This is a genomic window from Paenibacillus sp. BK033 (assembly GCF_004345425.1).
Classification (GTDB): Bacteria; Bacillota; Bacilli; order Paenibacillales; family Paenibacillaceae; genus Pristimantibacillus.
Genome location: NZ_SLVP01000003.1, coordinates 97975 through 124788 on the forward strand (window position 1 = coordinate 97975; position 26814 = coordinate 124788).

Here is a 26814-nt window from a genome sequence, read left to right on the forward strand (position 1 = left end):
GCCGTAGCCGTAGCCGTGACCCATCTCTGCCGGAGATACCGCTCCCGGCCAGCCATAGCCAGGTCCCATCTCTGCCGGGGACACCGCCGTTGGGCCGTAGCCGTAGCCGTGACCCATCTCTGCCGGAGACACCGCTCCCGGCCAGCCATAGCCAGGTCCCATCTCTGCCGGGGACACCGCCGTTGGGCCATAGCCATAGCCGTGACCCATCTCTGCCGGAGACACTGCTCCCGGCCAGCCATAGCCAGGTCCCATCTCTGCCGGGGACACCGCCGTTGGGCCGTAGCCGTAGCCAGGTCCCATCTCTGCCGGAGACACCGCCGTTGGGCCGTAGCCGTAGCCGTGACCCGTCTCTGCTGGGGATACCGCTCCCGGCCAGCCGTAACCTGGACCCATCTCTGCTGGGGATACCGCTGTTGGGCCGTAGCCGTAACCATGCTCTGGGCCGGCATTTGCCGGAGATACAAAGCCGTAGCCTTGTGTTGGGCTAACCGCTTCAGGACTTACATTCATTGGAGCAACATTGTTGCCAAGCGCAGAAGGGGCAGCATTATTTCCAAACGCTGCAGGGCTTACATTTTCCGCGCCAAGTACCGGAGAAGCATTTTCGGATCCAAATACAGCCGGCGATACGTTACCCATGCCGTAACCGTAGCCTGGGCCAGCCGCGATCGGCATCATTCCTGGAGGGCACCATGGGCCTTCGCTTGCAGGGCTCACATTGGATCCCGGCCAATCGCCATGACCGTAACCGTAGCCTGGGCCAACTTGCATAGGCGATACCATCGGCGCCATATTGCCGTAGCCATGATGGTGCTGCTGGGAAGCCGCCTCTACCGCAGGGATGCCGTATTGCTTGAATAAATCTGCGCTTGGCTGCAGGTTAGGCTCCGGATTGGATTGCATAATTGGCGATACGTTTGGCTTCATATTGGGTTGAACGTTGGCTTCCATAGCGGGCTTCATATTTGGCTTCATATTCGGCTTCACGTTTGCCGCTTCTTCCTCATGCTTCGCTTTTTTGCCCGGCGATTTTTGAATAGGCAGAGCTTTCTTTGCAGGCTGTTCTTTCGCTGCGGGAGCTACGGGAGTAACAATTGGCGCCGTTGGTGTTTTCTCGACCGGAGCTACCGGCGTAATTGGAGCTGTCGGCGTTTTTTGCACCGGAGCCTGAGCTGCCGGCATTTGGCCGGTTGGCTTCTTGCCCACCCAATTTTGTACGCCGTGCATCAGCGACATCGGATGAAGCGGATGGTGCGCGTTCCCCGTACCTTGCGCGGTAACGCCGCCACCGTTACCCTGTACTTCTGTCGGAGTAGCTGTTTTTGGAATGTTGACAATCTCGCCCGTCAGGAGCACGTTCGGGTTTTTAAGCTGCGGATTCGCCTTAATCATGTCTGCCAGAGGCACTCCCCAAGCTTTCGACAGCTTCCAGAGCGTATCTCCTTGTTTCACCACATGCTGATGCATAATGTCCAGTCCTCCTGTTCCGCCGCCGACCTCGTTTGCCGATGGAACCTTCAGCTTCATTCCGACATCCAGCAGATCCGGATTCGTAATGGAAGGGTTCAGCTTTAAAATGTCCTCAATCGATACATTATGTTTCTGGGCAATGAAATACAATGTATCGCCTTTCTTTACAACATGGATTTTCACTAGCGAAAAACCTCCTGTCACGTTCTTTGTATAACGGCACGGCGAATGCCTGCTATCAATCATTACATCCTATGCAGAACGTAGGCAGGTGTCTCCACCTTCACGCAAAAAAAATAGCGCTGCCCCCAAAAGGGCAACGCTATGGCTCGTCATTTCATTACAAAAGCTGCTCGTAAGTAAAGCTTGGATAGCTGCCAAGAATCCGCACCTGACATCCAATCGCTTCAATTTCTTCCAGCGCCGAAGGCAACAGCACCGTATCCAGCGCCATGTCGATATCGATATAAAAATAATAATTACCCAGCTTTTTCTTCGTCGGGCGGGATTCGATCTTTGACAGGTTGATCTTCCGCCAGGCAAACGCGGCAAGCACCTGATGCAAGGCGCCCGGATAGTCTTCTGGCAGCGTAATCAGGATACTCGTCTTCCGCCTTTCGGATTGACGAGCCGTAAACGGCTCGCTCCCCACCAGCAGGAAACGTGTAAAGTTATTGTCGTGATCCGTGATGCCCTGACTCAGCACATCCAGCCCGTTATTGCCGGCAGCGGTCATCGTGCCTATCGCCGCCCAGCCCTCGCCGGGGTTTTCCTTCACGATCTTGACGCCCTCCGACGTGCTGCCAGCCGTCTCAATCTCCGCATGCGGGAGCTCGCTCCGCAGGAATTGGAGACATTGCGCAATCGCAACCGGATGGCTGATTACTTTCTTGATCCGGCTGAAATCAATCGTACCGTCTTCTCTTTCAGCCTCGGAGCCGCGCCCGATCAAATTTTGAACCGAAGGGTATACCCATTCCGCCTGTATGGGCAGATCCACCTCATGAACCAGCCAGTCCACATGCAGATTAACGGAGCCCTCGATCGTATTCTCGATGGGAACAACGCTATAATCGCTTACGCCGTTTACGGTCGACATGAACACGTCCGCAATCAGGCGGTGATGCTTCCAATTCATTTCTTCACCGGCAAACAACCGCTTCACCGCTTCATCGGATACGGAGCCGGCCGGAAGTACCGCAATTGTCTTCATCGGACAACTTCTCCTTTGATCCGTTCCATTAGACCCGGAGCCGGAGCTGCCGCATCCTCGACCGTAATTGCCGGACCTTCTCCGTCCGGCTTCAGCCACAACGTTTCCGCTTCGATGCCTTCCTGCTTCAAGGTCGCGAGCAGGAATTGCTCCAGCTCGGATTTGCTCTTGCTGCCGGCATCAACGAACGCGATGAGAGTAGGACCCGCTCCGCTAAGCGCAGCGCCAAGCGCGCCGTATTCGACGGCCTGCTCCAGTATCGCCGACATGCCGGGAATAAGGGGCGCCCGGTATGGCTGGTGAAGCCGGTCGCGCATCGCATGACGGATCAAGCCAAGCTCTCCGCTTGCCAGCGCCGCGACAAGAAGCGAGCTGCGCCCGACGTTAAAGACCGCGTCGGCCATGCTGATCTGCGAAGGCAGGGCATGACGGGCTTTTTCCGTTGCCAGCTGGAATGCCGGGATCGCAACTAGCGTCTCCAGCTTTGCATGCGGCTCCAGTCTCACGTAATCCGCACGCTCGCCGTCCCAGGCGGATACAACGATGCCGCCAAACAAGGATGCCCCCACATTGTCCGGATGTCCCTCGAGCTTCGTCGCAAGCTGGAACAGCGTATGGTCGGACAGCGGACTGCCGATCAGCGCATTTGCCGCAACTAACGCACCAACAATAGCCGAAGCGCTGCTCCCAAGTCCTCTGGCGAGCGGAATATCGCTGTACATCGCAATATCCAGCTCAGGAACGCTAACACCAGCTTCTTCGAATACAAGCTGAGCCACTTTATACAACAGATTCGATTTATCGGTTGGTATCCCTTGCATTTGATCGCCATACAGCCTGAAAGTCGTAGACTCCGCTGCTGACATCTCGATCCACGCATAGAGCGAAAGCGCCATGCCCAGCGTATCGAAGCCGGGACCCAGATTTGCCGTACTGGCCGGCACTTTCACAATTACTCGACGATTATTCATGACGGATAAAGCTCCTTTATTTGCTTTTGCAATCATTCCTGCTGAAGTACGACGCGGCTGTTTAGCCTTCTACGCGGTATACGCTCTTCACCTTGCGAATAACGTCCAGCGACTCAAACTTCTGCAGCACTTTTTGGATTGCAGCCTTATTCGCATCATGCGTAATGACGATAATTTCAGCGTCCGGGTTAGTCGGATTAGGCTGCTGCAGCACCGATTCCAAGCTTACTTCATACTCGGCGAAGATCTGCGTGATCTGCGCCAGCACGCCTGCGCGGTCGTCTACATGCAGCAGCAGAAAATATTTCGATGATATCTGCTCATCGGTTTTGAGCTTCTTCTCTTTGTAGGTCAATACGCTTTGCTTGCCGTTAACGCCAAGTTTCAAGTTCTTTACAACCGCCACAAGGTCGGATACGATCGAAGTTGCCGTTGGCAGCTCGCCTGCGCCCGGGCCGTAGAACATCGTCTCGCCTACTGCTTCGCCGTACACGTAGACCGCGTTGTATACACCGTTAACCGAAGCGATCGGATGCGATTTCTTCACCATCGTTGGCTGAACGCTGATGCTGAACTGGTCATCCTGGCGCTCTGCAATGCCAAGCAGCTTCACTTCGTAGCCAAGACGCTTCGCATACAGGATGTCTTCTTTCGAAACCTTCGACATGCCTTGCACGGAGACGTCTTCAAGAGCTACCTTTGCACGGAAGCCAAGCGTGGAGAGAATCGTCATTTTCCGGGCGGCATCAAGGCCCTCAACGTCGGAGGTCGGGTCCGCTTCGGCGTAGCCAAGCTCTTGCGCTTCCTTCAATACATCACCGTAAGACGCGCCTTCAAGGCTCATCTTGGACAGGATATAATTAGTCGTGCCGTTCACGATACCCATAATCTTCGTAATGCGGTCGGATGAGAATCCTTCCACCAGTGTACGAATAATCGGAATACCGCCTGCAACGCTTGCTTCGTAATACACATCGCAGCCGTTCTCTTGCGCTTTGGCCAGAATCTCCGGACCGTGCAGCGCCATCAAATCCTTGTTCGCCGTGACGACATGCTTTCCGCGGGAGAGTGCTTCCATAATGTATTCTTTGGTAGAACCAATGCCGCCCATTACTTCAACGATGACATCGATATCCGGATTGCCGATAATTTCCCAAGGATCTTCCGTCAGCTTGTTCGAATCGATCGAAATGCTGCGGGATTTGCTTTTATTCTGCACGAGAATTTTCTCGATCACGATCGGCGATCCAACCTGGCTTTGCAAATCCTCCTGATGTCCTTCCACAATACGCACTACGCCAGTCCCGACTGTTCCGAGACCAAGCAAACCTACCTTAACTGGCTTCATACAATTCCCTCCATCTATTCAACCTTGTCCGATTACGGCAGCTTTCCGCACGCCTTCCTGGCTGCGAATCACTTCAATCAGCGTTGTCAGTTCTTCATTCAGCTGTGAAATATCTACGGATATAACGACGTTGGCAAGACCCTGCAGCGGAATGCTCTGGTTCATCGTCAGCACATTTCCTTCAAGGCCAGCCACAAGAGCCAATACCTTAGATAATACACCGGATCGATGCTCCAAATCCATCGCTATCGTCACGATCCGTTCTCTTTCCAGCTCCTGAAGCGCATAGACGCCGTCTTTATACTTATAAAAGGCGCTTCGGCTAAGTCCGACCTTCTCGACCGCCTCATGCACCGTGGACGCCTCGCCCCGGTTAAGCATCTCTTTCACCTGGATCGTCTTCGCGATCGCCTCCGGGAGCATATCCTCACGAACGACATAATAACGGTGCGTCACTATTTCGTCCTCCCTACAAAGACAGTTGTTCTTCTATAATGGACATTATATCGGAATATAAGAGATGCGGCAATAGGTAACTGCGATGCTTTTCAACAAAAAAAGACGGCCATTGGCCGTCCTTCCGCATTTTTGCTATATTTCATTAACCATTATAATCGCTGCCCTCGAAGAATTCGAACGTAAAGTCGGCGATCTGAACCGTATCTCCGTCTCTTGCGCCCTCGCGGCGAAGCGCTGCGTCTACGCCCATTTTGCGCATCATTTGCGCGAAACGCATAATCGCGTCGTACGAGTTCATGTTCATGCGCTTCAGATAATTCTCGATTCTTGCGCCCTGCACCACAAAAATTTCGTCTTCGCGGTGAATCGTAAAGCTGTCGTCCTCGCGCTTCTCGTACGTGAATACTTTGCGTTCCGCGACATCCTTCACTTCTTCAACCGATACCTCTTCCGGAACCGAATCCAGCGTATCGGCCGCTTTGTACAGAAGCTCCTGAACGCCTTGCTTGGTCAGCGAGGAGATCGGCACGATCAGGTATTCCCGGTCGCCGCGAACCTCGTCCAGCTGCTGCTTGAACAGCTCCAGGTTGTCGGCCGCCTCCGGCATATCCATCTTGTTGGCCGCAATGATCTGCGGACGCTCCGAAAGCTTCTCGTTGTACTTTACGAGCTCTTCGTTAATTTTGACCCAATCCTCGAACGGATCGCGGCCTTCCGTGCCCGCCATGTCCACGACATGGACAATAACTCTTGTGCGTTCGACATGCCGCAGGAATTCATGGCCAAGCCCTACGCCTTCATGTGCCCCTTCGATCAAGCCCGGCAGATCGGCCATAACAAAGCTGCGTCCGTCGCCAACGTCCACGACGCCCAGGTTAGGCGTGATGGTTGTGAAATGGTACGCGCCAATCTTGGGCTTGGCACCGGACACAACGGAGAGAAGCGTCGATTTGCCTACGCTCGGGAAGCCGACAAGGCCCACATCCGCCATGACTTTAAGCTCCAGCGTGACCCAGCGCTCTTGCCCTTCTTCGCCGTTCTCGCAAATATCCGGAGCAGGATTGTTAATCGTCGCGAACCGGATATTGCCACGGCCGCCGCGGCCGCCGCGCGCAACGACAACTTCTTGACCGTGGCGCGTCATGTCGGCGATAATTTCCTGCGTGTCGTCATCCACGATAATCGTTCCCGGAGGAATGCGTACGATCATGTCCTCCGCGCTCGCGCCGTGCATCGATTTTACTTTGCCGCGCTCGCCTGCCGGGCCTTTGAAGTGCTTCTGGTAACGGAAATCCATCAGCGTTCTCAGGCCCTCGTCCACACGGAAAATAACGTCGCCGCCATTACCGCCGTCGCCGCCTGCGGGTCCGCCTTCAGGTACGTATTTCTCGCGGCGGTAGGATACGATCCCGTTGCCCCCGTTGCCGCCTTTTACAAAAATCTTCGCTTTATCGACAAACATGTTTTGCCCCCGTTCAAGCGCGCCATTCTGCTTGCAATACCAATTTCCGCTGCGGATGCTCCACATCGACGGGCAATAAAGACGCGCCTTCCAACTGCTGTTTTATTTTATCCGCAAGCTGCTGCTCGCTGGTTAAATCGCCCTCGTAATAAAAAGCTGCAATCAGCATCTCCTCTTCGCGGGAGAGCTTCAAGGTAAGCACTGCCGGTTCCCCGTATCCTGTCTTCACCGAAAATCTGTAGGCGTTGATCAGGCTCATCAAGGTTTCCGCTATTGGCTTGCCTTCATCTTTCATCTCGTTTAAGTAAATGCCTTCCTCCAGCTTCACCTGAAGCTGCATGGCATTGGTGAGGGTTCGGAAAGATTGTATATAGCTGACTAGCGATGGAACGCCAAGCTTTGCGATTTGGCTCTCATCCGTCATTCTAGCCCTTATTTTCTCCACGTATTCCACGGTTTTATCCAGCTTGTTCATCCGTATGTAACCAAACAATACCTGGAGATCATTCATCCAATCATGCCGGTGGTGATTTAGCGTCTTTACGCTGGCCGTCTGCAGCATATGCACGGTCCGTGCCAGCCTTTGTTCCTGTTCCTTGCGTTCCGTCCTAATCCAAAATACCGCAGCTGCTATTGTCCATAAGAGAAAAAGTGCAACCAGCCATACCGAAGAAGGCCAAATGAGTACAGCCGCGCCTGGCAGCACAACGGAAGCCGCTGCCGACTGTCTCGCCATTCTAATGCGATCCATCCTGATCGTTCCCACTTTCTGCTTGTTTCCTAGCTAAACCAGTATAGCATGCGAATTCGGTAGCCGAAAGATCTACGATAAACAAAAACCCCGGCCTGTTCATCAGGCCGGGGCACTTGGTGCTATTTAAGCTTCTACTGCTGCGGCTACCGGAGCCAGATCAACAGGGTACACGCTCACTTTTTTGCGATCGCGTCCCAGACGTTCGAACTTCACTACGCCTTCTACCAATGCGAAGAGCGTATCGTCTTTACCGATGCCCACGTTAGTACCCGGATGAATCTTAGTTCCGCGTTGGCGGAACAAGATGCTGCCAGCGGATACGACTTGACCGTCAGCGCGTTTAGCGCCGAGACGTTTCGAATGGCTGTCGCGACCGTTCTTAGTAGAACCTACACCTTTTTTCGATGCGAAAAGCTGAAGATCTAATTTCAACATGGTGTTTCCCTCCTTCGTTAAAGAAGTTGTTCATGAATTACGACGTATTTGCCGTAAGTTTTTGCGATTGTGCCGAGCATAACGACCATCGATTCGAGCAACAGCTGCACCTTGTCGTCAACTTCCTTATCCGGCTGCTCCGGAATGTCCGACGATAGCCAGCCATTCTTCATCGCAGCGGGCAATTTCACTGTCGCCAAAGCCTCGATAGCATTGACGGTTCCGACCGAAACGGCCGACACCCCGGCACAGATGATATCCTTGCCGCGGTCTGCATATTTAGCGTGTCCGGAGATCGCAAAAGATACAATCCGTCTGTCAGCGGCTCTACGTTCGACTGTAACAGAAATCATTAGAAAGTCCTCTTACGCTTGGATTTTCTCGATTGTTACTTTCGTGAACGGTTGACGATGACCTTGCTTGCGGCGGTAGTTCTTTTTGGCTTTGTATTTGTAAACGATGATCTTTTGGCCTTTACCTTGTTTCTCGACTTTGCCGGAAACTGTAGCGCCGGAAACAACTGGAGTTCCAGTTACGAGACCTTCGCCGTTAGATACTGCCAATACGCGATCAAACGTTACGCTTTCGCCTTCCGTTACGTTCAGTTTTTCGATGTAGATTACATCGCCCTCTTGAACTTTGTATTGCTTGCCGCCAGTTTCGATAATTGCGAACATGTGTTGCACCTCCTTATTGTCGAAGACTCGCCTAATCCAGGTGGCTGCAGCGCAAAGCTGCTGCGCTTAAACCCGATTGGAGCGGTTCATGCATGTCCACACAGTTATAGGATGAGACATACTAGAACATTCTATCACACTATGCGTAACCAATCAACTATTACCTAAGAATGAAATGAAGATTTCTTCCCCGTGCCGCCGCATGACGGGCATCGTTCGGTTAACTGCCGCGCGGCGTTGTCCCGGGCTTTCCGCCTTGTCAATTCCAGTAGTCCAAGTCTTGTCCAGCCAAACACCGTGCATTTGGTCCGGTCCTTCTTCGCCCATTCCGACAGTCTGGCCATTACCTTCTCCCGGTTGGACTCGTTTTCCATATCGATAAAATCAATGACGATAATGCCGCCGATATCGCGAATCCGAAGCAGTCTGGCAATCTCGTCCGCCGCTTCCATGTTGGTCTTGAAAACCGTATCTTCAAGTCCGGTTGCGCCAATGTATTTCGCCGTATTGACGTCGATTACGGTTAAAGCCTCCGTCTCATCCCAGACGAGGGAGCCGCCGCTCTCCAGTCGGATGCGGGGCGAAAAGGCCGCCTCAATCTGATCGGTTACCCCGAATCGGTCGAATAAAGAAGCCTTTTCCTTCCGCGTTTCGAACAGCTTCAACCGTCCGGCAAGATGCGGAGTCATTTCCTTGAGCAGGGAAACCGCTTCGCTGTAACGGGAAGGGTCGTCCAGCCACACCTCGTCCATATCGTCCGTCAGCGTGTCCCTTACCGCACGCCGCAGTAGTCCCGCCTCGCGGTGCAGCTCCGCTGGCGCCTTGGCCTGATCCGCACGCTCCAGCACGCTTGTCCACAGCTGACGCAGCTGTTCAACGTCGGCGCCAAGCGATTCCTCGCATTCGCCTTCCGCCGCGGTGCGCATAATGATGCCTTCTTCGCCTTGCCTCAGCCGCTCGCCGATCATCCGGATCCGCGACCGTTCGCTTTCGGCCATAATTTTCTTCGATACTCCGACATAACCGGCGATTGGCATATAGACCAGCCAACGGCCAGGCAGCGTAAAATGCGTCGTCACGCGGGCGCCCTTGCTGCCCATCGGTTCTTTCATGACTTGTACAACAAGCTCTTGTCCCGGCTTGACCAGCTCCGTAATGGAGGGCTTGTGCTCCGGCTGTTTCTCCAAATGCGGATGCAGCAGATCATCTATGTATAGAAACGCGTTTTTTCCCAGACCGATATCTACGAAAGCGGCCTGCATGCCTGGCAGAACATTGACAACTCGTCCCTTGTACACATTACCGACTAATCCGCTGCTTTCCGACTTTTCCATGAAAAAATCAATAAGCCGACCGTCCATCAGCACGGCGGTCTGCAGCAGCTCGCCGTGTCCGTGCATTAACATCCGCTTCATTCCCGAATATCAACCGCCTTACTTTTTGTCATCTACTCTATTCTACACCAAGGCTCCTAAGCGAAAAAGTGGTCTATTTTACCTCTATCGAAAAAGCTCGATAACAGCGCGGTTCGGATCGGGCTCGGTCAGATAGCGGTCAATGATATCTTTCTCGGGAACAACCTTGACGACTCGGCCTTCCAGTTCCATCAAATAAAAGAGATGGTACTGTTCACGCCATAATAGACGGACGACGGCAATAATTGGTTGCTTTAAATTTACAATTATTGGGCGGGCCAGCGAGCCGCGGGAGATCGCACGGACGGCGACCCGGTCGCGGTGCATCAGAAAGCGGACAAACAGATACGGCATGTTGCGGTAATACGTCCAATTCGTCATGAGCAGGAACAGGCCGACGATAAGCAAATTAAGCTGGATGCCGGCATCCTCCCGGAATGCGGTAGACAACGCGTAGCCAATCATCAGCGTACTAAGGCCAATGCTGATCCAGGACGTCCATTTCATCATGGAATAGTAATTAAAGCCATAACTGAAGGCAGCCTGCATCAGCTTGCCTCCGTCCAGCGGATAGATAGGCAACAGATTAAACAAGCCGATCATGAAATTTGCCTGCCACACGTAAGCAGCCCACTCCGGATCCCACCAGCCCAATTGGCCGCAGCCCCAGGCGGCAAGTCCCATCCATACGTTTTGAAGAGGACCTGCGATGGCGACCAACGCGTCCTGCCTGGCCGGAATGCTGCCTGCATCCTCAAGCTCCGCAACGCCGCCAAAGGGAAGCAGCTTGACTTCCCTCACCGTCAAATCAAAGCTTCGCGCAACCACGACATGCCCAATCTCATGGACTAACACGATCAGAAATAAAGTGAAAAGCTCGGCGAAATAGCCAGTCACAACAGAGCCAATCATGACAAGCACAAACAGCGGATGAACGGACCAGCGGATGCCTTTCCATTTAATCAATCGGAATCACGCTCACGGGATCGACGTATTGATTATTTTGCCGAACCGCGAAATAAAGAAGACTTGGCTCCTCGCTTGTCGTTTCTTTCAGCGTCCCGATTCCGTCGCCCGCTTCGACCCAATCATTTTGCTTGACGGTTGCAGCCCCGAGCTTGCCGTACACCGAATCGCGGCCGTTCGCATGCTCGATCACAACCGTAACTCCGCTCCCGTTTTCCGCCTCCGAAACAAGCAGGACTCTGCCCGTCTCGATAGCCGATACCTCTTCCTTGGACGTGCCGGCCAGCTCGACCCCGTTCAAGAGCTCGGCGAAGGTGCGTACGATCGCGCCGTCCGGAAGGGGAGACACAACAGGCAATTCGACTGAGCCGTTAGCGGATTCCGCCTCTTTCGCATTATGGTTGAATATTGGAATAAACGATGGCGCGCCGGCAAAGGTTTCCTTGTACCAATTCGCGACAGCCGTAAAGTCCATTTCATCCGTCAACGCATTTTTGACAATGGTTTGTCCCTTTTGCGCAAGCGGCGATTCATTGTGGAAAATGCCCCAAATCCCGGCAAACAGAAGGGCCGCAATAATGACCTTCCATTTCAGATCGCTGCGGAAAAAGGGCCCGCGACCGCCGCCCTCGTTATTCGATTCGTATATCGAAGCGAAGTCGCCTCCAAGGCGGCCGCCTTTTCCGTCTCCGGTTTCCCAGCCCATCCATGGATGCGGATTGGTTTTCCACAGCTTCTCCGGGTCCAGCTCGTCACCGCCGCCCGTATCCATGTGATACGGCATAGGCAAAAAGGAATCTTCTTCGTACCTAGTATTCTGCTTCTCCCTTTCCGGCCTTTTTTTTGCAGGCATCACCTGATGCTTCTGCTCCTGCATACGCTCTTGCTGCTGCCACAGCTTGGCCTGCTTTTCCTGCTGCTCCAGCAGCTGTCTGATTTTCTCCTGACGCCGCTCTCTAATCCCGTCTTTTTTACTCATCGAATAGCCTCCCTCTCGCAAGACAAGCCGGCTGGCATTGGCGCAGCCCACATTTCCTTTCTACATGAATATGTGGCCAAGCTGACAAGTATGCTGCGCCAGAAACTGCGCAGTTGAATGTTCTTCGATCGCTGTTGTTCCCGGATTCCTTGAATTTACTGGTCAATGGTTGGAATCCGGTGAACAAAGGCGAGCGCTGCCGCTTCTTCAGAATCATTCAACTGCTCCGTTTTAGCTTGAGGGCCGAAAAAAGCCGAGCAGGTTAATGTCTGCTCGGACATGGTGGTTTCTTTACGAGCTGGGCTAAAGGCTTCAGCTCTTTTTGAGATGCGGGTTAATGGCAAGGGCGGAGCATCAAATGATTCTGTAGAAGCGTTAGCGGTCGCTTTTGCGAGGGGATTCCAATTCGATTGGAATAGTTCAAGGAATCCCCGAGCAATGGCGATCGGAAGAACATTTGATGCGCAGCGCGGCCTATTTACCTGTAAAACAAAAAAGCTGGCCTACTCGGCCAGCTCGTACTTCTCTTGGTGGGCGTTAATGCTAAACAAAATACCGATACACAGCATGTTAAGCAGCAGCGACGTACCGCCGTAGCTGATGAACGGCAGCGTAATGCCGGTGATTGGCATAAGCCCGATCATCATGCCGATATTTTGGAATATTTGAAAGACGTACATGGATGCGATCCCGATTACGATAAACGCCGCCCGGTTATCATAACATCGGAAGGCGATTAAGATCATCCTGTATATCAATAGGAAGTACAATAGCAGCAGGATCGCCGAGCCCTGGAAGCCAAACTCCTCCCCGATTACGACAAAGATCGAATCGGAATACGGGTACGGAATAAACTTCCCGTTAATCATGTCGCCTTTCAAATAGCCATCGCCGCTAAGTCCGCCGGAACCGATCGCTATCTTGGCATTTTCCGACTGATGCTTGTCATCGGATGACGCCTGGCTTGGGTCCAGGAACGTATTGATCCGTTTGTACCAGTGCTCCTTGTGATGGTCCTTCAAATAAGTCTCTATCTCGGAGTTAAACATCGTAAACAAGGAAATAGACAATACGACCGCGGCAACAACCGCTGTCAAGCCTATCAGCACATGGGTATACTTGACGTTGCCGATCCAGAGCATCCCAAGGACGATAACGATGTAAATAATCGCGTTGCCAAGGTCAGGCTGTATCATGACGAGCAGAAACGGCAGAAACGCAAAGGCCGCAATCGGGAGCAAGTCCTCGATAAAGGTTAAGCGATCTCCCTGCCTCCGGCCCATAATGTATGCAATACCGATAATAATAATAATCTTCATAATCTCAGCGGGCTGAAACAAGAAGCCGCCCGGAAGTTTGAACCAACCGGACGCGCCGTTAATGTTTGCCCCAAAGAAGAAGACCGCTATAAGCAGCGCCACTCCGATACCGTATAAAACGTACCAGCTTTTCAGCAAAATGCGATAATCGAATACGGTAGCCATTATAGCTACAAAAAAACCGGCTATATAAAAAGCGACTGTTTTCACATCATAGTTGTGATAAAGCGGGTTGTTATGCGTAGCGCTTCTAACCAAAACGGTACTAATGCCCATCAGGCAGACCAGAATGGCTACGATGCCCCAGTCTATCTTTTTCAGCTTGTTTAGCACAAGGCAATCATCCTATTCCAAGAAACTTGCGGAAGCGTTTGAAGGCACCGGCCTTCTCATCGAGCAGCATAAGCGGAACCATATCCCCCAGGATCCGGCGCGCAATATTGCGGTATGCAATCGCTGCCCGCGAAGATGGATCCATTACCGTTGGTTCTCCGGAGTTGGCAGCCTTAATGACCTTCTCGTCATCAGGGACAATACCAAGCAAATCCACGGCAAGCACCTGGCAAATTTCGTCAATATCAAGCATTTCGCCGTTCTTCACCATGTTCTGGCGAATCCGGTTAATAATAATTTTGGATGCAATCTGCTCTTTCTCGAGCAATCCGATAACGCGGTCCGCATCCCGTACCGCCGCATTCTCCGGCGTTGTTACAACGATCGCGCGATCCGCGCCCGCAATCGCATTTCGGAAGCCATGCTCAATGCCCGCTGGACAATCAATGATTACATAATCGAAATCCTTCTTGAGCTCGAGCACCATATCCCGGACTTGCTCCGGCGATACGTCCTGCTTATCCTTGGTTTGGGCGGCAGGCAGCATGTACAGCTCTTCAAAGCGCTTGTCTTTAATTAAAGCCTGATTAAGCCGGCAGCGTCCTTCTGCTACGTCAATCAGGTCATAAATGATTCGATTCTCGAGTCCCATTACAACATCCAAATTACGCAATCCGATGTCGGTATCGACCATACAAACCTTTTTGCCAAGCAAAGCAAGTGCCGTACCTAAATTAGCCGAGGTCGTCGTTTTTCCGACTCCACCTTTGCCTGATGTTACAACAATCGCCTCTCCCATGCATGAACACCCCTTATACCTTAATCGGATTATTGCGTAAACGGAATAATTGCGTCATTTTGTCAATCTGCATGTTTCCTTCATACAGATAAGCGAATTCCATGGCTGCATCCCCGGACATCCATTCCTCCGGCGGACGGCTGATGATATCGGCAATTCGAAGCTGGGTTGGACGCATAAGCGAAGCGGCGATAATGACATCCGTCCGGCCGTTTACGCCTGCATGGGCGACACCTCTCAGCGCGCCCATTACGTATATATCTCCGCTGCACAGGATTGTACCGCCCGGATTAACATCCCCGGCCAGCAGCAGGTCACCGTCATGCTCGATAGTTTGTCCGGATCGGACAATTCCCGTTATTACATGAGGGCCGACGGGACCCGCATTGGCTCCTCCCTGCATCTCGGCTGATGATTCAATCGACTGCACCATTAAATTGCCCTGGGAACGAATAACCGATTTGATCCGTTCCTTATCGTCCTCGCCAAGCTGCCTTGTCCCAAGTTTCACATGCACGTGAACCAGCGGGCCGGTCAGCAGCTGCTGATGCGTTTTCTCCAACTTATACTGCAGCTCGTCAAGCAAAACTGCGAATTCGCACTTATCGTCGAGAAGGAACACGAGACCTTCCTTGACACCTTTTATCATTATATGCTGCTTCTCGGTCACGTCTGTCCCTCCCCAACGTAATCCATTCTTTTCGCGATGTGCAAATTCCTGCTTTCTGCCTATAATTTATTCTTCGTCCGAATCCGGATTCAGCTTCAAATGGCTTTCGAAAAGACGCCTAGCCGGTACGTAAACCGCCAGCGCAAAGACCATTTGAAGAAACAGGCTTGGCAAAATATGATCCATTAGCGCCCAGGCATACGTTTCCTTCGTAATCCGGAAGACCATATTTACGAAATACACAATCGTGTCATACAGAATAGAGCCGAGTCCAACCACGGACAAAGCCGTGAGCAGCGTGCTGCGGCGGCGCTCCAGCAGTACGCCGGTATAGTATCCGATAAGCCCCATGGAAAAGGCGTTAACCCCCATTAAATGTCCGAAATAGACGATATCCTGCAGAAAGCCGAAGCTTATTCCGAAAAACAAAGCCCGGTGTCGCCCGCTGTATAATGCTGCGAAAACAACAAACACGAACATAAAGTGAGGAACGATTCTTCCGGTCAGCTCAATCGGAATAAGCCAAGGCATGATGGAGCCCTCTATGATAAACAAGAGCAGCATGACAAGAATAAGCCGGTTGATGCCTTTGTCGCCCATCCTATTCATCTCCCGATTCCGTCGGCTGAACGACGAAAACTTCGGTCAGATGATCGAATTTGGCTGCCATTTTAATCGTAGCGGTATGGGTAAGGCCAAAATCTCCGACCTGTCTTGTTTCTACCGTACCAATCACGAGACCACGGGGATACACATTGCCAAGTCCAGAAGTAATAACCGTATCGTCAACGATCATTTTGTCGTTCTCGGCAATTTTAGTCATGATCAAGCGATCTGTCTCTTTATCATAGCTGCCGACGATGCCAAATGAGGAGTCTTCTCTGCCGAGAACCGTTGCCGCGATGGCGTTAGACGTTGGGGAAGTGTCATCCAGTTCCGTGATAGGAGTTACTGTAGCTGTGTAAGGACGGACATTGCTGACAAGTCCAACTAGACCGTCTATTGTCGTTACGGCCATATTAGGCTTGATTCCGTTCTTGGAGCCTAGGTTAATAACCATCGTATGATTGTAAGGATCGTTATCAATTGCAATAACTTGGGCTATCAAATAATTGTATTTGTACATATTCTTCTGACGTTCCGTGAAATGAAGCTCTTCCTGCAGCCGCTCGTTCTCCTTCTGGACAAAATTGTAATTAATCTTGTCCCGCGCATAAGCAGCAGCCGTCAGCTTCAGCTGTTCGTTCTCCTCATGCAGCGTCTTGAGTTCGCGAATGTCCTCAAAGAAGCCCGCTACTAATCCAGCGGGCTTGTAGAACCATTGCTGAGCGAATCCAACAGAATCGCCGAGAAACTTCTCGGGATAGGTTAGCTCCTTGCGGTCGCTTAGTGAGAAACCGATAACCGCAATGAACAGGATTAATCCGATCATAAGCATAAACAACCGCTTATTTCTTAGCAGCTTAAACAGTTTTAATCACCTGCCCGTTCCATATCCTAACCGCTCTGGTTCTCTTATCGTTTCGAGCGGGAAGATCCGCCTTTTTTGAACAAGTGAATGTGGTCAAGCGAACGGCCTGTACCAATAGCTACGCAATCAAGCGGATTATCCGCCACAATAACAGGCATTCCCGTCTCGCGCGCCAGCAGCTTGTCCAGATTGCGAAGCAGCGCCCCGCCGCCAGTCAGCACAATACCGCGGTCCATAATGTCGGCAGACAGTTCAGGCGGGCATTTTTCCAGCGTAATTTTCACCGCATCCACAATCGAGTTTACGGTGTCCGTAAGAGCTTCCGTAATCTCTTCCGACGTAATCGGCAATGTTTTCGGCAGACCCGTTACAAGGTCGCGGCCGCGGATTTCGATCGATTCGGAAACATCGAACGGAAGTGCCGTGCCAATCTCCATCTTCAGCTGCTCGGCTGTTCTTTCGCCAATCATAAGATTATAGAAACGTTTGATATATTGAATAATCGCTTCGTCCATCTCGTCGCCCGCGACGCGGATCGAACGGCTTGTCACGATACCGCCAAGCGAAATAACGGCAACTTCCGTCGTGCCGCCGCCGATATCGACAACCATGCTGCCTGTCGGCTCCCAAACCGGAAGATCAGCGCCGATTGCGGCAGCAAACGGTTCCTCGATCGTATACGCTTCGCGAGCGCCTGCTTGCTTGGCCGCATCTTCAACGGCGCGTTTCTCAACCGCGGTAATACCGGACGGTACGCATACCATCACGTTAGGATGCTTAGGAAACAGCGATTTTTGTTTTTGCGCGGAACGAATGAAATATTTGATCATTGTTGCGGTTGTTTCGAAATCGGCGATAACGCCGTCTTTCATCGGACGAACGGCGCGGATGTTGCCAGGTGTTCTGCCGATCATTTTTTTCGCTTGCTCGCCAACCGCTTCAATCGTTTTTGTGTCAGTGCGAAGAGCTACAACAGAGGGCTCTCTTACAACAATACCTTTTCCTTTTACAAATACGAGCGTGTTTGCAGTACCCAAATCAATTCCCAAATCTTTCGAAAAACCACCAAACATGTTAATGCTCCCTTCTAATTGCGACAATCCTTCTTATTATATTACATGTAGCCATGTTCCTTCAAACTGATAAACCTTCCATCCCCGATGACCAAATGGTCCAGCACTTCAATCCCCATTAGTTCACCGGCCTCCACAAGGCGCTTCGTTAACGTGATGTCTTCCGGGCTTGGCATAGGGTCTCCGCTCGGATGATTGTGTACGCAAATAATCGAAGCACTGCCGGCTTTTACGGCCGCTCGAAAAACTTCCCTTGGATGAACGAGCGACGCGTTAAGCGTACCGACCGATAACGTTTCCCGGGCAATAATATGGTTCTTCGTATTTAGAAACAGGCAGACGAAGTGCTCCTTTTTCAAGTAGCGCATCTCTTCCATCACATAGTTCGCAGCATCCTGCGGTTTACGTACCGTCACAATCACGCCTTGTCCGCTCCGTACGATACGGCGTCCAAGCTCGATTCCGGCCCGCAGCTGGACCGCTTTTGCCGGTCCGATCCCTTTTATTGCCGTCAGCTCGCTCATGCTCATATCAAGCAAATTTCGCAAGCTTCCGCATTCCCTCAATATTTTACCAGCCAGATGAACGGCCGATTCCCGCTTCGTACCCGTACGCAGCAGAATGGCAAGCAATTCGGTATGGCTAAGCGCTTCGGCCCCATATTGCATCATGCGTTCTCTTGGTCGCTCTTCATGGGGGACATTTCGTAACAGATTGCCTTGCTCCATGTCCGTCCCTGCCTCTTCTTCCAGCTATAATGATATGGCATTACTTGGTGTTATGTCCAAATCAAGGTCACTTCATGAAAGGTTAATGAGAAAAACTTCTATCGATGTACTTTGAAGATGAAAGACCGCCATTCAGTGGCGTTTTTTATCGCCAATCAGAAAGCTAGTTTTCGAGTTCCAAAACTTATAATTTCTGATTGGGTTAGAAAACCTGAATTTCGTAATGAGCAAGCATGTCCGACAACAGGGATACCGGCAGGCCAACGACGTTAAAATAACAGCCGTCAATCCTGTCGACCAGCGTTGCTCCAAGCCCCTGTATTCCGTAAGCACCCGCTTTGTCATCGGGTTCGCCCGTTGCGATATACCGCTTCAGCACTTCATCTTCCATCGGCTTCATATAAACCTTCGTCATCCGATGCGCGGAGGTCTCGGCACCGTTCTCTGCAACCACGCAAGCTACTCCCGTATAAACTTCATGCTCGCGACCCTGAAGGCTTCGGAGCATGGACAATGCGTCCTCACGGTCCTTCGGCTTGCCAAGCACCCGGCCGTCTACAACAACAATCGTGTCCGCACCAACCACCAGAGAATGCTTCTCTTCCCCGCGATCCTTCAGAATGGCTGCCGTCGCATGCGCTTTGCGGAGAGCAAGCTGCTCGACAATACGCGCAGGCGCCCAATCGGAAGGAACCGATTCATCCGCATCCGAAGACAAAATATAAACCGGCAAGGAAAGGCCCAGCGATGCGACCAGTTCCTTCCGGCGCGGTGACGACGATGCCAGCACGAGCTGGCTGATCGGTTTAGTCGATTCATACTTGCTCAAAAGTTCCACTTGCTCCTTCATTTCCGGCAGATTAGCCGGTTTACAATTTACGATATAACCAAATAGCGGCTAGAGCGCCAATAATACTGAATAAACTGATTTGAACATGTACATTCAGATCCAGGCTGAGCACATACAGATCAACGGCAGGAGACCAGGTTGTATCAATCGTTTTGGTCAAAAAAGAGATTCCGGATACCGGCTCCAGCCATCGCGCAACGAGTGCGCCGGCCAGTAAGCCCAGCACGAGGAAAAGCAATAAAATCCAGCCGTTTTTCTTCATTATTCAACGCCTCTCGCCATTTATTGACACCTGTTCCCTATTATACTTAGGTTCGATTTCGTTTACAATGCGTTGATCGAATCATACCACTGCTTTTGCGTCACGACCGCGTCCATAAGCGCGTCCTGGACAGCCCACAAATGCGATTGCGACGGCTTTTTATCGTACTCCTCCAGCGATTTGGCCGCCGTATTCATAGATTGAATTAATTTTATGAGAAATGCTTTTCCGGACTCGTCTTTTACGCCCGCCTGCATCGCTTTCACGCTTTCCGTCCACTTCTGATGCTCTGCCTTCCAGGATTCGGCAGCAGCGGAGCTAAGCGGCGACAAGCTTGGCTGCTCCAGCTGCGTTAAGGCGAGCTCATCGAGCATGCTGATCAGGCCGATCGTGTTGGTCATGAACGCCGCTGCCGCTTTGGCATCTCCCGCAAAAGGGAACTGCTCGGGCACTTGAACGTCGATCTGCTTGATATAGACGGGAACATCCTCGCCAAGATCATTGCTGAGGGCAAGCGCGCGTCCCCGGTCTATCGCCATTCCTGCGTATACCCGGTAGTCGTTGGCTGTTTGAAGTCCTGCTGCAGCCAGCCCTTTGTCCGTCAACTCCTTAATGGCAGCGTCTCTGCCTTCCGTATTGCTGAATACGCCGTATTGGAGCAGCTGATACGATTGAAGCGGTATGTCCAGCTTCACGCGGCCTGCGGCTGTCTGATTAGCCGCCGGACTGGACGTCCCGCCGTTTGCGTTTGGTTTATCCCCGTTTTGCGTCGAGCTTGGATTGGTTACGGAGCCATTCACGGGATTGGCCAGCTTATTGCCGGAATCGGACTGATCCGGCGTATTCGTAAACAAGGAGAGCAGCAAATAGCCGAACAACGCGCCCGTTGCCAGCGCTCCAGCTACCGATAGAAATACTTTGATCCAGGATGGAGGCGCGGAATAATGGTGAACGGGACCCGACCAGCGATTTGCCTTCCGGCCATTGTTGTTCAGATCCGCTTCCAGCTCCGGATAATGCTCAAGCTCGCCCCAAGCATCGGACTCCGTCTGCGCAAGCACGTCATGCAGCTCGGGCTGCACCGGCTTTGACTCGGAGCGAGGCATTGAGCCCGGCAATGCCGGGGAAGGCTGTACCTTTTGGCGGGGGTGCCACTGCGCCGGACGCGGCGGTTGCTTGACTGACGGTCCCGTCTCCGGCCTCGAGCCGGGAACTGCCGTGTCCTGAACCGACGCGACCGCGGGAGCTGCCGGCTTCTTATCCGCTGCCGGAGCTGGAATTGGCTCCGTCTCGCGAATCAGATCCTCAAGCGCGCCGACATCCTCCTGAAACGGACTCATCCAGGGACTAAACGGGCTTTCCGCGGTCTCGTATTCGGATTTGGCATAGAGAGGTACAATATTCGAAGGCTTGCCCTGTTCCCGTTCCGGGGCTGGCTGAGGCTTAGCGCTGATTTCCTTGCGGCCGTTATCTTCAATGCTCTGGCCGGTACGGTCAAATCGGTAAGTGATCCGGTTATTCTTGTTCATGACATTCTCTCCTTGTCCCGTTCTTCTAATGCTACTCTATGAGATTCGATAGAGAATTATGATAGATTTGCCGGATCCACTCATGTAAAAAAACGCTCTAAAAAACCTCGATAGAGGCTTTCAGAGCGTTCTTCGCCATTCATGATATATGATTTACGGTTTATGCTTTTGCTTTCAGCGTCTTCGCAAGCGCATCCGCCGTTTTCCAAATGTCGCCCGCACCCATCGTAATAACGAGATCGCCCGGAACAACCTTAGCGGTCAAATGCTCCAGCACCTCTTCTTTTGTCGGGATATAAAACGTGTTGGCATTGCTGTTCGTCTTGATCATCTCAACCAGCTTCTTGGAATGCACCCCTTCAATTTGCTGTTCGCCCGCCGGCGAATAGATATCGGTAATAATAACCTCATCCGCCTCCGGGAATGCCCGGCTGAACTGCTCCAGCAGGAAGAAGGTGCGCGTGTAGCGCTGAGGCTGGAATACCGCAATAATCCGCTTACCCGTTGCTTTTGCTGCGCTTATCGTTGCTTGAATCTCCGTAGGATGATGCGCGTAGTCGTCAATAACGAGAATGTCATTCACTTCGCCAAGCACCTGGAAACGGCGTTTTGCGCCGATAAATTCGTGAATGGCTTCCGCTATGTTGTCAAACGACAATCCCGCTTCAAGGCAGGTAATAACCGTTGCCATCGCGTTATACACGTTATGGCGGCCCGGTACGGACAATTCGATTGTGCCCAGCGTCGTCCCGCGATGCGTCATTTCAAACGATACCTTGCGGTCGCCGAGACGGATGTTTTCCGCTTTATACTCGGCATCGCTGTCGATACCGTAAGTGATCAGCTTCGCGGCCGTGTCCGCATCAAGCTTCGGAAGCAGCTCGGTGATCGTCTCGTCGTCCGCGCATACAATCGCCCTGCCGTCCGTCTTCACCTGGGACAGGAATGTGACGTAAGCTGCTTTCAGCTTGCCGAAATCACCGTCATAGTTCTCCAGATGGTCGGGCTCAATGTTCGTGACAATCGCGATGCTTGGATGATACTGCAAGAATGAACCGTCGCTTTCATCCGCTTCCGCAACGACGTATTCGCCTTTGCCGGCCTTTGCGTTCGTTCCCACATTGACAATCTCGCCGCCGATAATATAAGTTGGATCGGCATCGCATTTTTCCATAACGAGTGCGATCATGGAGGAAGTAGTCGTCTTCCCATGCGCCCCGGCTACGGCAACGCCCTTGCCGGCATTCATGAGCCGCGCAAGCATCTGCGCGCGGTGCAGCACCGGAATATTCAGCTCCTCCGCTGCCTTTCGTTCCACATTGTCTTTCGAGAGCGCTGTCGAATAAACGACAAGATCGGCTCCCTTGACATGCTCCGCCTCATGGCCGATATAAATTTGCGCGCCTTTCGCCGCAAGCTTCTCCGTCAATTCCTGACGAGCTACATCGGAACCGGTAATTTTATAACCCATTTCTAGCATAACGCGGGCGATTGCGCTCATGCCGTAACCGCCGATTCCGATGAAATGAACATGTTCTGCCGTATTCAAAGACGGTTCACCAACCTTTTTCAGAATCCGAGTTGTACAATATGCGGGAGCGAACGTCACCTATCAAATAAAGCGTACCAGTCACAACCCCAAGGTCTGTTTCCCCGGTCAATTGTTGCAATTTGCGGAGGCCCTCGCGCCAATCCTTCTCCACGATAAGCTCAAAAGAAGACTCCGCAGGCTTCACATCGCGGACTAGATCGGCGAGAAGTTCCGCATCCAGCTTGCTGCGGAAATCAGGCTCGGTCACGATAAGCGTATCCACTATTGGTAGTATATGCTTTAGAACATCCCGATGATTCTTATTCTCTACCATCGCCATCATGACATGAAGACGATCGTACCTGTAAGTCGAGCGAAGCGCCTGCACAAGCGATTCGGCCCCCTCCGGATTATGCGCGCCGTCAATCAGAATGCGGGGCGAACGGGATACCATCTCGAGCCGTCCCGGCCATTTCGCCTCGCGCAGACCGTCCGCGAGCGCGTCGTCTTCTACGATCAAGGCATAATATTGACGGAGCACTTCAAGCGTCATGACCGCAACCGCGGCATTCGTGCGTTGATGCGCGCCGTTAAGCGTAATCGCGAGCGGGTCAATGGAACGGAACATGCCTTCGAAACGGAAGGTTTGCTCATCTTCTTCGCTCGACAGCTCCTTGACGTTAAACTGCTCGCCTAACAGGTACAGCGTGCTTTTCTTCTCTGCTGCCGTCCGCTTCACAACCTCAACGACTTCGGGCTGATCCACTGCGCTAACTACCGGAACGCCCGCTTTAATAATGCCGGCTTTCTCGGAGGCAACGGCCTCCAGCGTGTTGCCAAGCCGGTCCATATGATCATGGCCGACATTCGTAATGACGGAGATGACAGGAGTAACGATATTCGTAACGTCCATTCTTCCGCCGAGCCCTGTTTCCCAAACGACATAATCCGGATAAGTAACCGTCGCATAGAACAGGATTGCAAGAGCCGTGGATACCTCGAACATCGTAGGCGAGCCGAATTCCGTTTCTGCCAATTCCTCTACATGCGGCTTAAGCACGTTGGACAAACGAAGAAGAGTCTCTTCGTCGATATCCTGACCGTTATATTGGAACCGGTTTGTGAACTTCGTAATATAAGGCGATGTAAACGTCCCTACATCATAACCGCATTTCATTAATACGCTCGTTAAGTACGCGCAGGTTGAACCTTTGCCGTTCGTTCCCGCAATGTGAATGAATTTGAGCCTGCGGTGAGGGTTATTCAGTCTCTCCAGCAGCTGCTCGATACGGTCGAGACCCGGGCGGATTCCGAACGGAATAAGCCCGTTGATCCAGTCGACCGCTTCCTTATAGGAACGAAGCATGCCGCTTCGTTCCGTTTCTGTTCCGTTTTCGATCATCGTAAACGTCCTTCTTCCATCAGATCATTAGCTGCGCAGCTCTTCGATACGCGCAAGAACCTTATCGCGTTTGCCTGCGTAGTCTGCCATTTTGGCGCGTTCTTCTTCAATGACTTTAGCCGGGGCCTTCGCAACAAAACCTTCGTTACCAAGCTTCTTCTCTACGCGCTCAACCTCGGAGTTGAGCGTAGCAAGCTCTTTCTCAAGACGGGCGATCTCCTGCGAAATATCGATCAGGCCCGCAAGCGGCAGGTAAAGCTCGGCGCCGGTTACGATAGCCGTCATGGCTTTGTCCGGAGCCGCCAGGCCAAGGCCGGTCTCAAACGACGAAGTGCCGCAGAAACGTCTGATAAATTCTTCGTTGCGGCTGACTATCGCCGCCTCCGCTTCGCCGGAAGGCTTAATCATCAGCTCAACCTTCTTGCTCATCGGAACATTTACTTCCGCGCGAACGTTGCGAACCGCACGGATAATGTCCATGAGAAGCTCCATCTCTTTGACCGCTTCCGGCGCTTCAAGAGCCTCGTCGAATACCGGCCAAGCGGCTACGGTAATCGACTCGCCTTCATGCGGCAGATGCTGCCAGATCTCTTCGCTGATATAAGGCATAAACGGATGAATCAAGCGCTGCGTACGGTCAAGCACGTAAGCCAGAACCGACTGCGTAGCGCGCTTGGCCTGCTCGTCGGTGCCGTACAGATTAAGCTTCGCAAATTCGATATACCAGTCGCACAGATCATCCCAAATGAAGTTGTACAAAATGCGGCCGGTTTCTCCAAACTCGTAGCTGTCGATCAGACGGGTAGCCTCGCGCACCGTTTCGTTCAGACGATGAAGGATCCAGCGCTCAGCCGTACCGAGATTACTCTTGATATCGATATCGGAAGCCGTAAAGCCTTCAAGGTTCATCAGGGCGAATCGGGAGGCGTTCCAAATTTTGTTTGCAAAGTTGCGGGCCTGCTCGACCTTCTCGATCCGGAAGCGCAAATCCTGTCCCGGCGTGCTGCCTGTCGAGATCATGTAACGCATCGCATCGGCTCCGTAATTCTCGATTACGTCAAGCGGGTCAACGCCGTTGCCAAGCGATTTGGACATTTTGCGGCCTTCCGCGTCGCGAACGAGACCATGCATCAGCACGTCCTTGAACGGAATTTGATCCGTAAACTCAAGCGCTGTAAAGATCATGCGCGCAACCCAGAAATAAACGATGTCATAGCCCGTTACAAGAACATCCGTCGGGTAGTAACGTTTGAAGTCTTCCGTTTCTTCCGGCCAGCCTAGCGTGGAGAACGGCCAGAGCCCGGAGCTGAACCAGGTATCCAGAACGTCTTCATCCTGACGGAGCGATGTGCTTCCGCAGGCCGGGCAGGCAGTTACGTCCTCGCGGGCAACATGCATCTCGCCGCAGGCTTCGCAGTACCATGCCGGAATCCGGTGGCCCCACCACAGCTGACGGGAGATACACCAGTCGCGTACATTCTCGATCCAGTTCAAATAAATTTTTTCGAAGCGGTCCGGCACAAAGTTAACGCCTTTGCCGGATTTTTGCGCTTCGATCGCGCGTTCAGCCAGCGGCTTCATCGCGACGAACCATTGCGTCGACAAATACGGCTCAACAACCGCGCCGCTGCGCTCGCTGTGGCCGACTTGGTGCACGTGGTCCTCGATGCGGATGCAAACGCCTTGCTCCTGCAGGTCCTTCACCAGCTTCTTGCGGCAGTCCGCACGGTCGAGGCCTTGATAAGGACCCGCGTGCTCGTTCATGGTGCCTGTCTCGTCCATGACGATGATTTGCGGAAGGTCATGGCGCAAGCCAACCTCGAAGTCATTCGGATCATGCGCCGGCGTAATTTTCACCGCGCCGGAACCGAAGTCCTTCTCCACGTATTCGTCGGCAATAATCGGAATTTCGCGGCCAACAACCGGCAGTACGAGCATTTGGCCAATCAGATGCTTGTAACGCTCGTCTTCCGGATGAACCGCTACGGCCGTATCGCCAAGCATCGTTTCCGGACGCGTTGTCGCAACGGTAATATGCCCGCTGCCGTTCTTAAGCGGATACTGGAGATGGTACAGGTGGCCGTTCAGCTCTTTGTACTCTACTTCAATATCGGACAAGGCCGTACGCGCAGCCGGGTCCCAGTTAATAATCTTTTTGCCGCGGTAGATAAGACCCTTCTCGTGCAAACGGACGAATACCTCGCGAACCGCCTTGGACAAACCTTCATCCAATGTAAAACGTTCGCGGGAATAGTCTAGAGACAGTCCCATTTTGCCCCATTGCTCGCGAATGGTGCCCGCATAAAGCTCTTTCCAGTCCCATACCTGCTCCAGGAACTTCTCGCGGCCAAGGTCGTAACGGCTCAGCCCCTGCTCGCGCAGCTTCTGCTCCACCTTGGTTTGAGTCGCAATACCCGCATGGTCCGTGCCAGGCAGCCACAGCGTGTCAAAGCCCTGCATCCGTTTGGTGCGGATAATAATATCTTGAAGGGTGAAATCTAGCGCATGCCCGATATGAAGCATCCCCGTAACGTTTGGCGGCGGGATTACGATCGTAAAAGGCTTTGCGTCCGGGCGTTGGCCCGCCTTGAAAAATTGCCCCTGCTGCCAGAAATCGTACCATTTCTGCTCGGCTGCCTTCGGATCATAAGTCGTCGGCATCGTTGTCTTGTCTGACATCTTTACATCCTCCTAA

At 52.5% G+C, this 26814-nt stretch carries 27 protein-coding genes and 1 other annotated feature; all 27 genes read right to left on the bottom strand.

The features are described 5' to 3' along the window. A partial coding sequence (locus tag EV294_RS30660; RefSeq protein ID WP_243711654.1) for a LysM peptidoglycan-binding domain-containing protein occupies positions 1-1656 on the bottom strand: 1656 nt, incomplete at its 3' end. A gap of 157 nt (positions 1657-1813) precedes the next feature. Continuing rightward, on the bottom strand, positions 1814-2686 hold the full coding sequence (gene pheA / locus EV294_RS12735; protein ID WP_132307277.1) for a prephenate dehydratase: 873 nt from the start codon (positions 2684-2686) through the stop codon (positions 1814-1816). Continuing rightward, positions 2683-3657 carry a homoserine kinase gene (gene thrB, locus EV294_RS12740; protein WP_132307279.1) on the bottom strand — a complete coding sequence of 325 codons (975 nt, stop codon included), beginning with the start codon at positions 3655-3657 and terminating at the stop codon, positions 2683-2685. The genes pheA and thrB overlap by 4 nt, the downstream gene beginning before the upstream one ends. Before the next feature lie 61 nt (positions 3658-3718). Continuing rightward, positions 3719-5005 (bottom strand): homoserine dehydrogenase, encoded by a 1287-nt coding sequence (locus EV294_RS12745; RefSeq protein WP_132307281.1) that lies wholly within the window; start codon positions 5003-5005, stop codon positions 3719-3721. Between the two features lie 18 nt (positions 5006-5023). Next, positions 5024-5461 carry an ACT domain-containing protein gene (locus EV294_RS12750; protein ID WP_132307283.1) on the bottom strand — a complete coding sequence of 146 codons (438 nt, stop codon included), beginning with the start codon at positions 5459-5461 and terminating at the stop codon, positions 5024-5026. Between the two features lie 145 nt (positions 5462-5606). Beyond that, the gene (obgE, locus tag EV294_RS12755) at positions 5607-6926 is read right to left on the bottom strand and encodes a GTPase ObgE (protein WP_132307285.1); all 1320 of its coding nucleotides are present in this window, start codon (positions 6924-6926) and stop codon (positions 5607-5609) included. A 13-nt stretch (positions 6927-6939) separates the two neighbouring features. After that, positions 6940-7677 (bottom strand): Spo0B domain-containing protein, encoded by a 738-nt coding sequence (locus EV294_RS12760; RefSeq protein WP_132307287.1) that lies wholly within the window; start codon positions 7675-7677, stop codon positions 6940-6942. 126 nt (positions 7678-7803) lie between these two features. Then, the gene (gene rpmA / locus EV294_RS12765; protein ID WP_015845972.1) at positions 7804-8115 is read right to left on the bottom strand and encodes a 50S ribosomal protein L27; all 312 of its coding nucleotides are present in this window, start codon (positions 8113-8115) and stop codon (positions 7804-7806) included. Positions 8116-8132: 17 nt separating this feature from the next. Next, positions 8133-8468, bottom strand: a complete 336-nt coding sequence (locus EV294_RS12770; protein WP_132307289.1) for a ribosomal-processing cysteine protease Prp — start codon at positions 8466-8468, stop codon at positions 8133-8135. Between the two features lie 12 nt (positions 8469-8480). Next, positions 8481-8792: a 50S ribosomal protein L21 gene (rplU, locus tag EV294_RS12775; RefSeq protein ID WP_015845974.1), complete on the bottom strand. Its 312-nt coding sequence runs from the start codon at positions 8790-8792 to the stop codon at positions 8481-8483. Between the two features lie 13 nt (positions 8793-8805). Then, positions 8806-8889: a sequence feature (ribosomal protein L21 leader region), on the bottom strand. 67 nt (positions 8890-8956) lie between these two features. Beyond that, positions 8957-10207 carry an Rne/Rng family ribonuclease gene (locus tag EV294_RS12780; protein WP_243711655.1) on the bottom strand — a complete coding sequence of 417 codons (1251 nt, stop codon included), beginning with the start codon at positions 10205-10207 and terminating at the stop codon, positions 8957-8959. A gap of 84 nt (positions 10208-10291) precedes the next feature. Continuing rightward, complete coding sequence (locus EV294_RS12785) at positions 10292-11173, bottom strand: M50 family metallopeptidase (protein WP_132307291.1); 882 nt, start codon at positions 11171-11173, stop codon at positions 10292-10294. Next, the gene (locus EV294_RS12790) at positions 11166-12152 is read right to left on the bottom strand and encodes a M23 family metallopeptidase (RefSeq protein WP_132307293.1); all 987 of its coding nucleotides are present in this window, start codon (positions 12150-12152) and stop codon (positions 11166-11168) included. Before EV294_RS12790 ends, EV294_RS12785 begins: the two co-directional genes overlap by 8 nt. Positions 12153-12307: 155 nt before the next feature. Beyond that, the gene (locus EV294_RS12795) at positions 12308-12496 is read right to left on the bottom strand and encodes a hypothetical protein (protein ID WP_132307295.1); all 189 of its coding nucleotides are present in this window, start codon (positions 12494-12496) and stop codon (positions 12308-12310) included. Positions 12497-12655: 159 nt separating this feature from the next. Then, complete coding sequence (locus tag EV294_RS12800; RefSeq protein ID WP_132307297.1) at positions 12656-13804, bottom strand: FtsW/RodA/SpoVE family cell cycle protein; 1149 nt, start codon at positions 13802-13804, stop codon at positions 12656-12658. Between the two features lie 7 nt (positions 13805-13811). Further along, positions 13812-14603: a septum site-determining protein MinD gene (gene minD, locus EV294_RS12805; RefSeq protein ID WP_132307299.1), complete on the bottom strand. Its 792-nt coding sequence runs from the start codon at positions 14601-14603 to the stop codon at positions 13812-13814. Positions 14604-14616: 13 nt separating this feature from the next. Next, positions 14617-15273, bottom strand: coding sequence for a septum site-determining protein MinC (minC, locus tag EV294_RS12810; protein ID WP_207918141.1), 657 nt, complete (start codon positions 15271-15273; stop codon positions 14617-14619). A gap of 66 nt (positions 15274-15339) precedes the next feature. Next, complete coding sequence (gene mreD, locus EV294_RS12815; protein ID WP_132307301.1) at positions 15340-15873, bottom strand: rod shape-determining protein MreD; 534 nt, start codon at positions 15871-15873, stop codon at positions 15340-15342. A 1-nt stretch (position 15874) separates the two neighbouring features. Beyond that, positions 15875-16711, bottom strand: coding sequence for a rod shape-determining protein MreC (gene mreC / locus EV294_RS12820; RefSeq protein WP_132307303.1), 837 nt, complete (start codon positions 16709-16711; stop codon positions 15875-15877). Positions 16712-16788: 77 nt separating this feature from the next. Continuing rightward, positions 16789-17817, bottom strand: a complete 1029-nt coding sequence (locus EV294_RS12825) for a rod shape-determining protein (RefSeq protein ID WP_132307305.1) — start codon at positions 17815-17817, stop codon at positions 16789-16791. A gap of 41 nt (positions 17818-17858) precedes the next feature. Then, positions 17859-18545 carry a RadC family protein gene (radC, locus tag EV294_RS12830; RefSeq protein ID WP_132307306.1) on the bottom strand — a complete coding sequence of 229 codons (687 nt, stop codon included), beginning with the start codon at positions 18543-18545 and terminating at the stop codon, positions 17859-17861. 202 nt (positions 18546-18747) lie between these two features. Continuing rightward, the gene (locus EV294_RS12835; protein ID WP_132307308.1) at positions 18748-19374 is read right to left on the bottom strand and encodes a Maf family protein; all 627 of its coding nucleotides are present in this window, start codon (positions 19372-19374) and stop codon (positions 18748-18750) included. A 40-nt stretch (positions 19375-19414) separates the two neighbouring features. Further along, positions 19415-19657, bottom strand: a complete 243-nt coding sequence (locus EV294_RS12840; RefSeq protein ID WP_132307310.1) for a DUF4321 domain-containing protein — start codon at positions 19655-19657, stop codon at positions 19415-19417. A 62-nt stretch (positions 19658-19719) separates the two neighbouring features. Continuing rightward, positions 19720-21186, bottom strand: a complete 1467-nt coding sequence (locus EV294_RS12845) for a hypothetical protein (RefSeq protein ID WP_132307311.1) — start codon at positions 21184-21186, stop codon at positions 19720-19722. A 160-nt stretch (positions 21187-21346) separates the two neighbouring features. After that, positions 21347-22735, bottom strand: a complete 1389-nt coding sequence (murC, locus tag EV294_RS12850; RefSeq protein ID WP_132307313.1) for a UDP-N-acetylmuramate--L-alanine ligase — start codon at positions 22733-22735, stop codon at positions 21347-21349. A gap of 7 nt (positions 22736-22742) precedes the next feature. Beyond that, entirely contained in the window at positions 22743-24119 is a 1377-nt protein-coding gene (locus tag EV294_RS12855; protein WP_132307315.1) for a bifunctional folylpolyglutamate synthase/dihydrofolate synthase, read from the bottom strand. Positions 24120-24146: 27 nt separating this feature from the next. Beyond that, the gene (locus EV294_RS12860) at positions 24147-26798 is read right to left on the bottom strand and encodes a valine--tRNA ligase (RefSeq protein ID WP_132307317.1); all 2652 of its coding nucleotides are present in this window, start codon (positions 26796-26798) and stop codon (positions 24147-24149) included. Positions 26799-26814 lie beyond the last annotated feature (16 nt).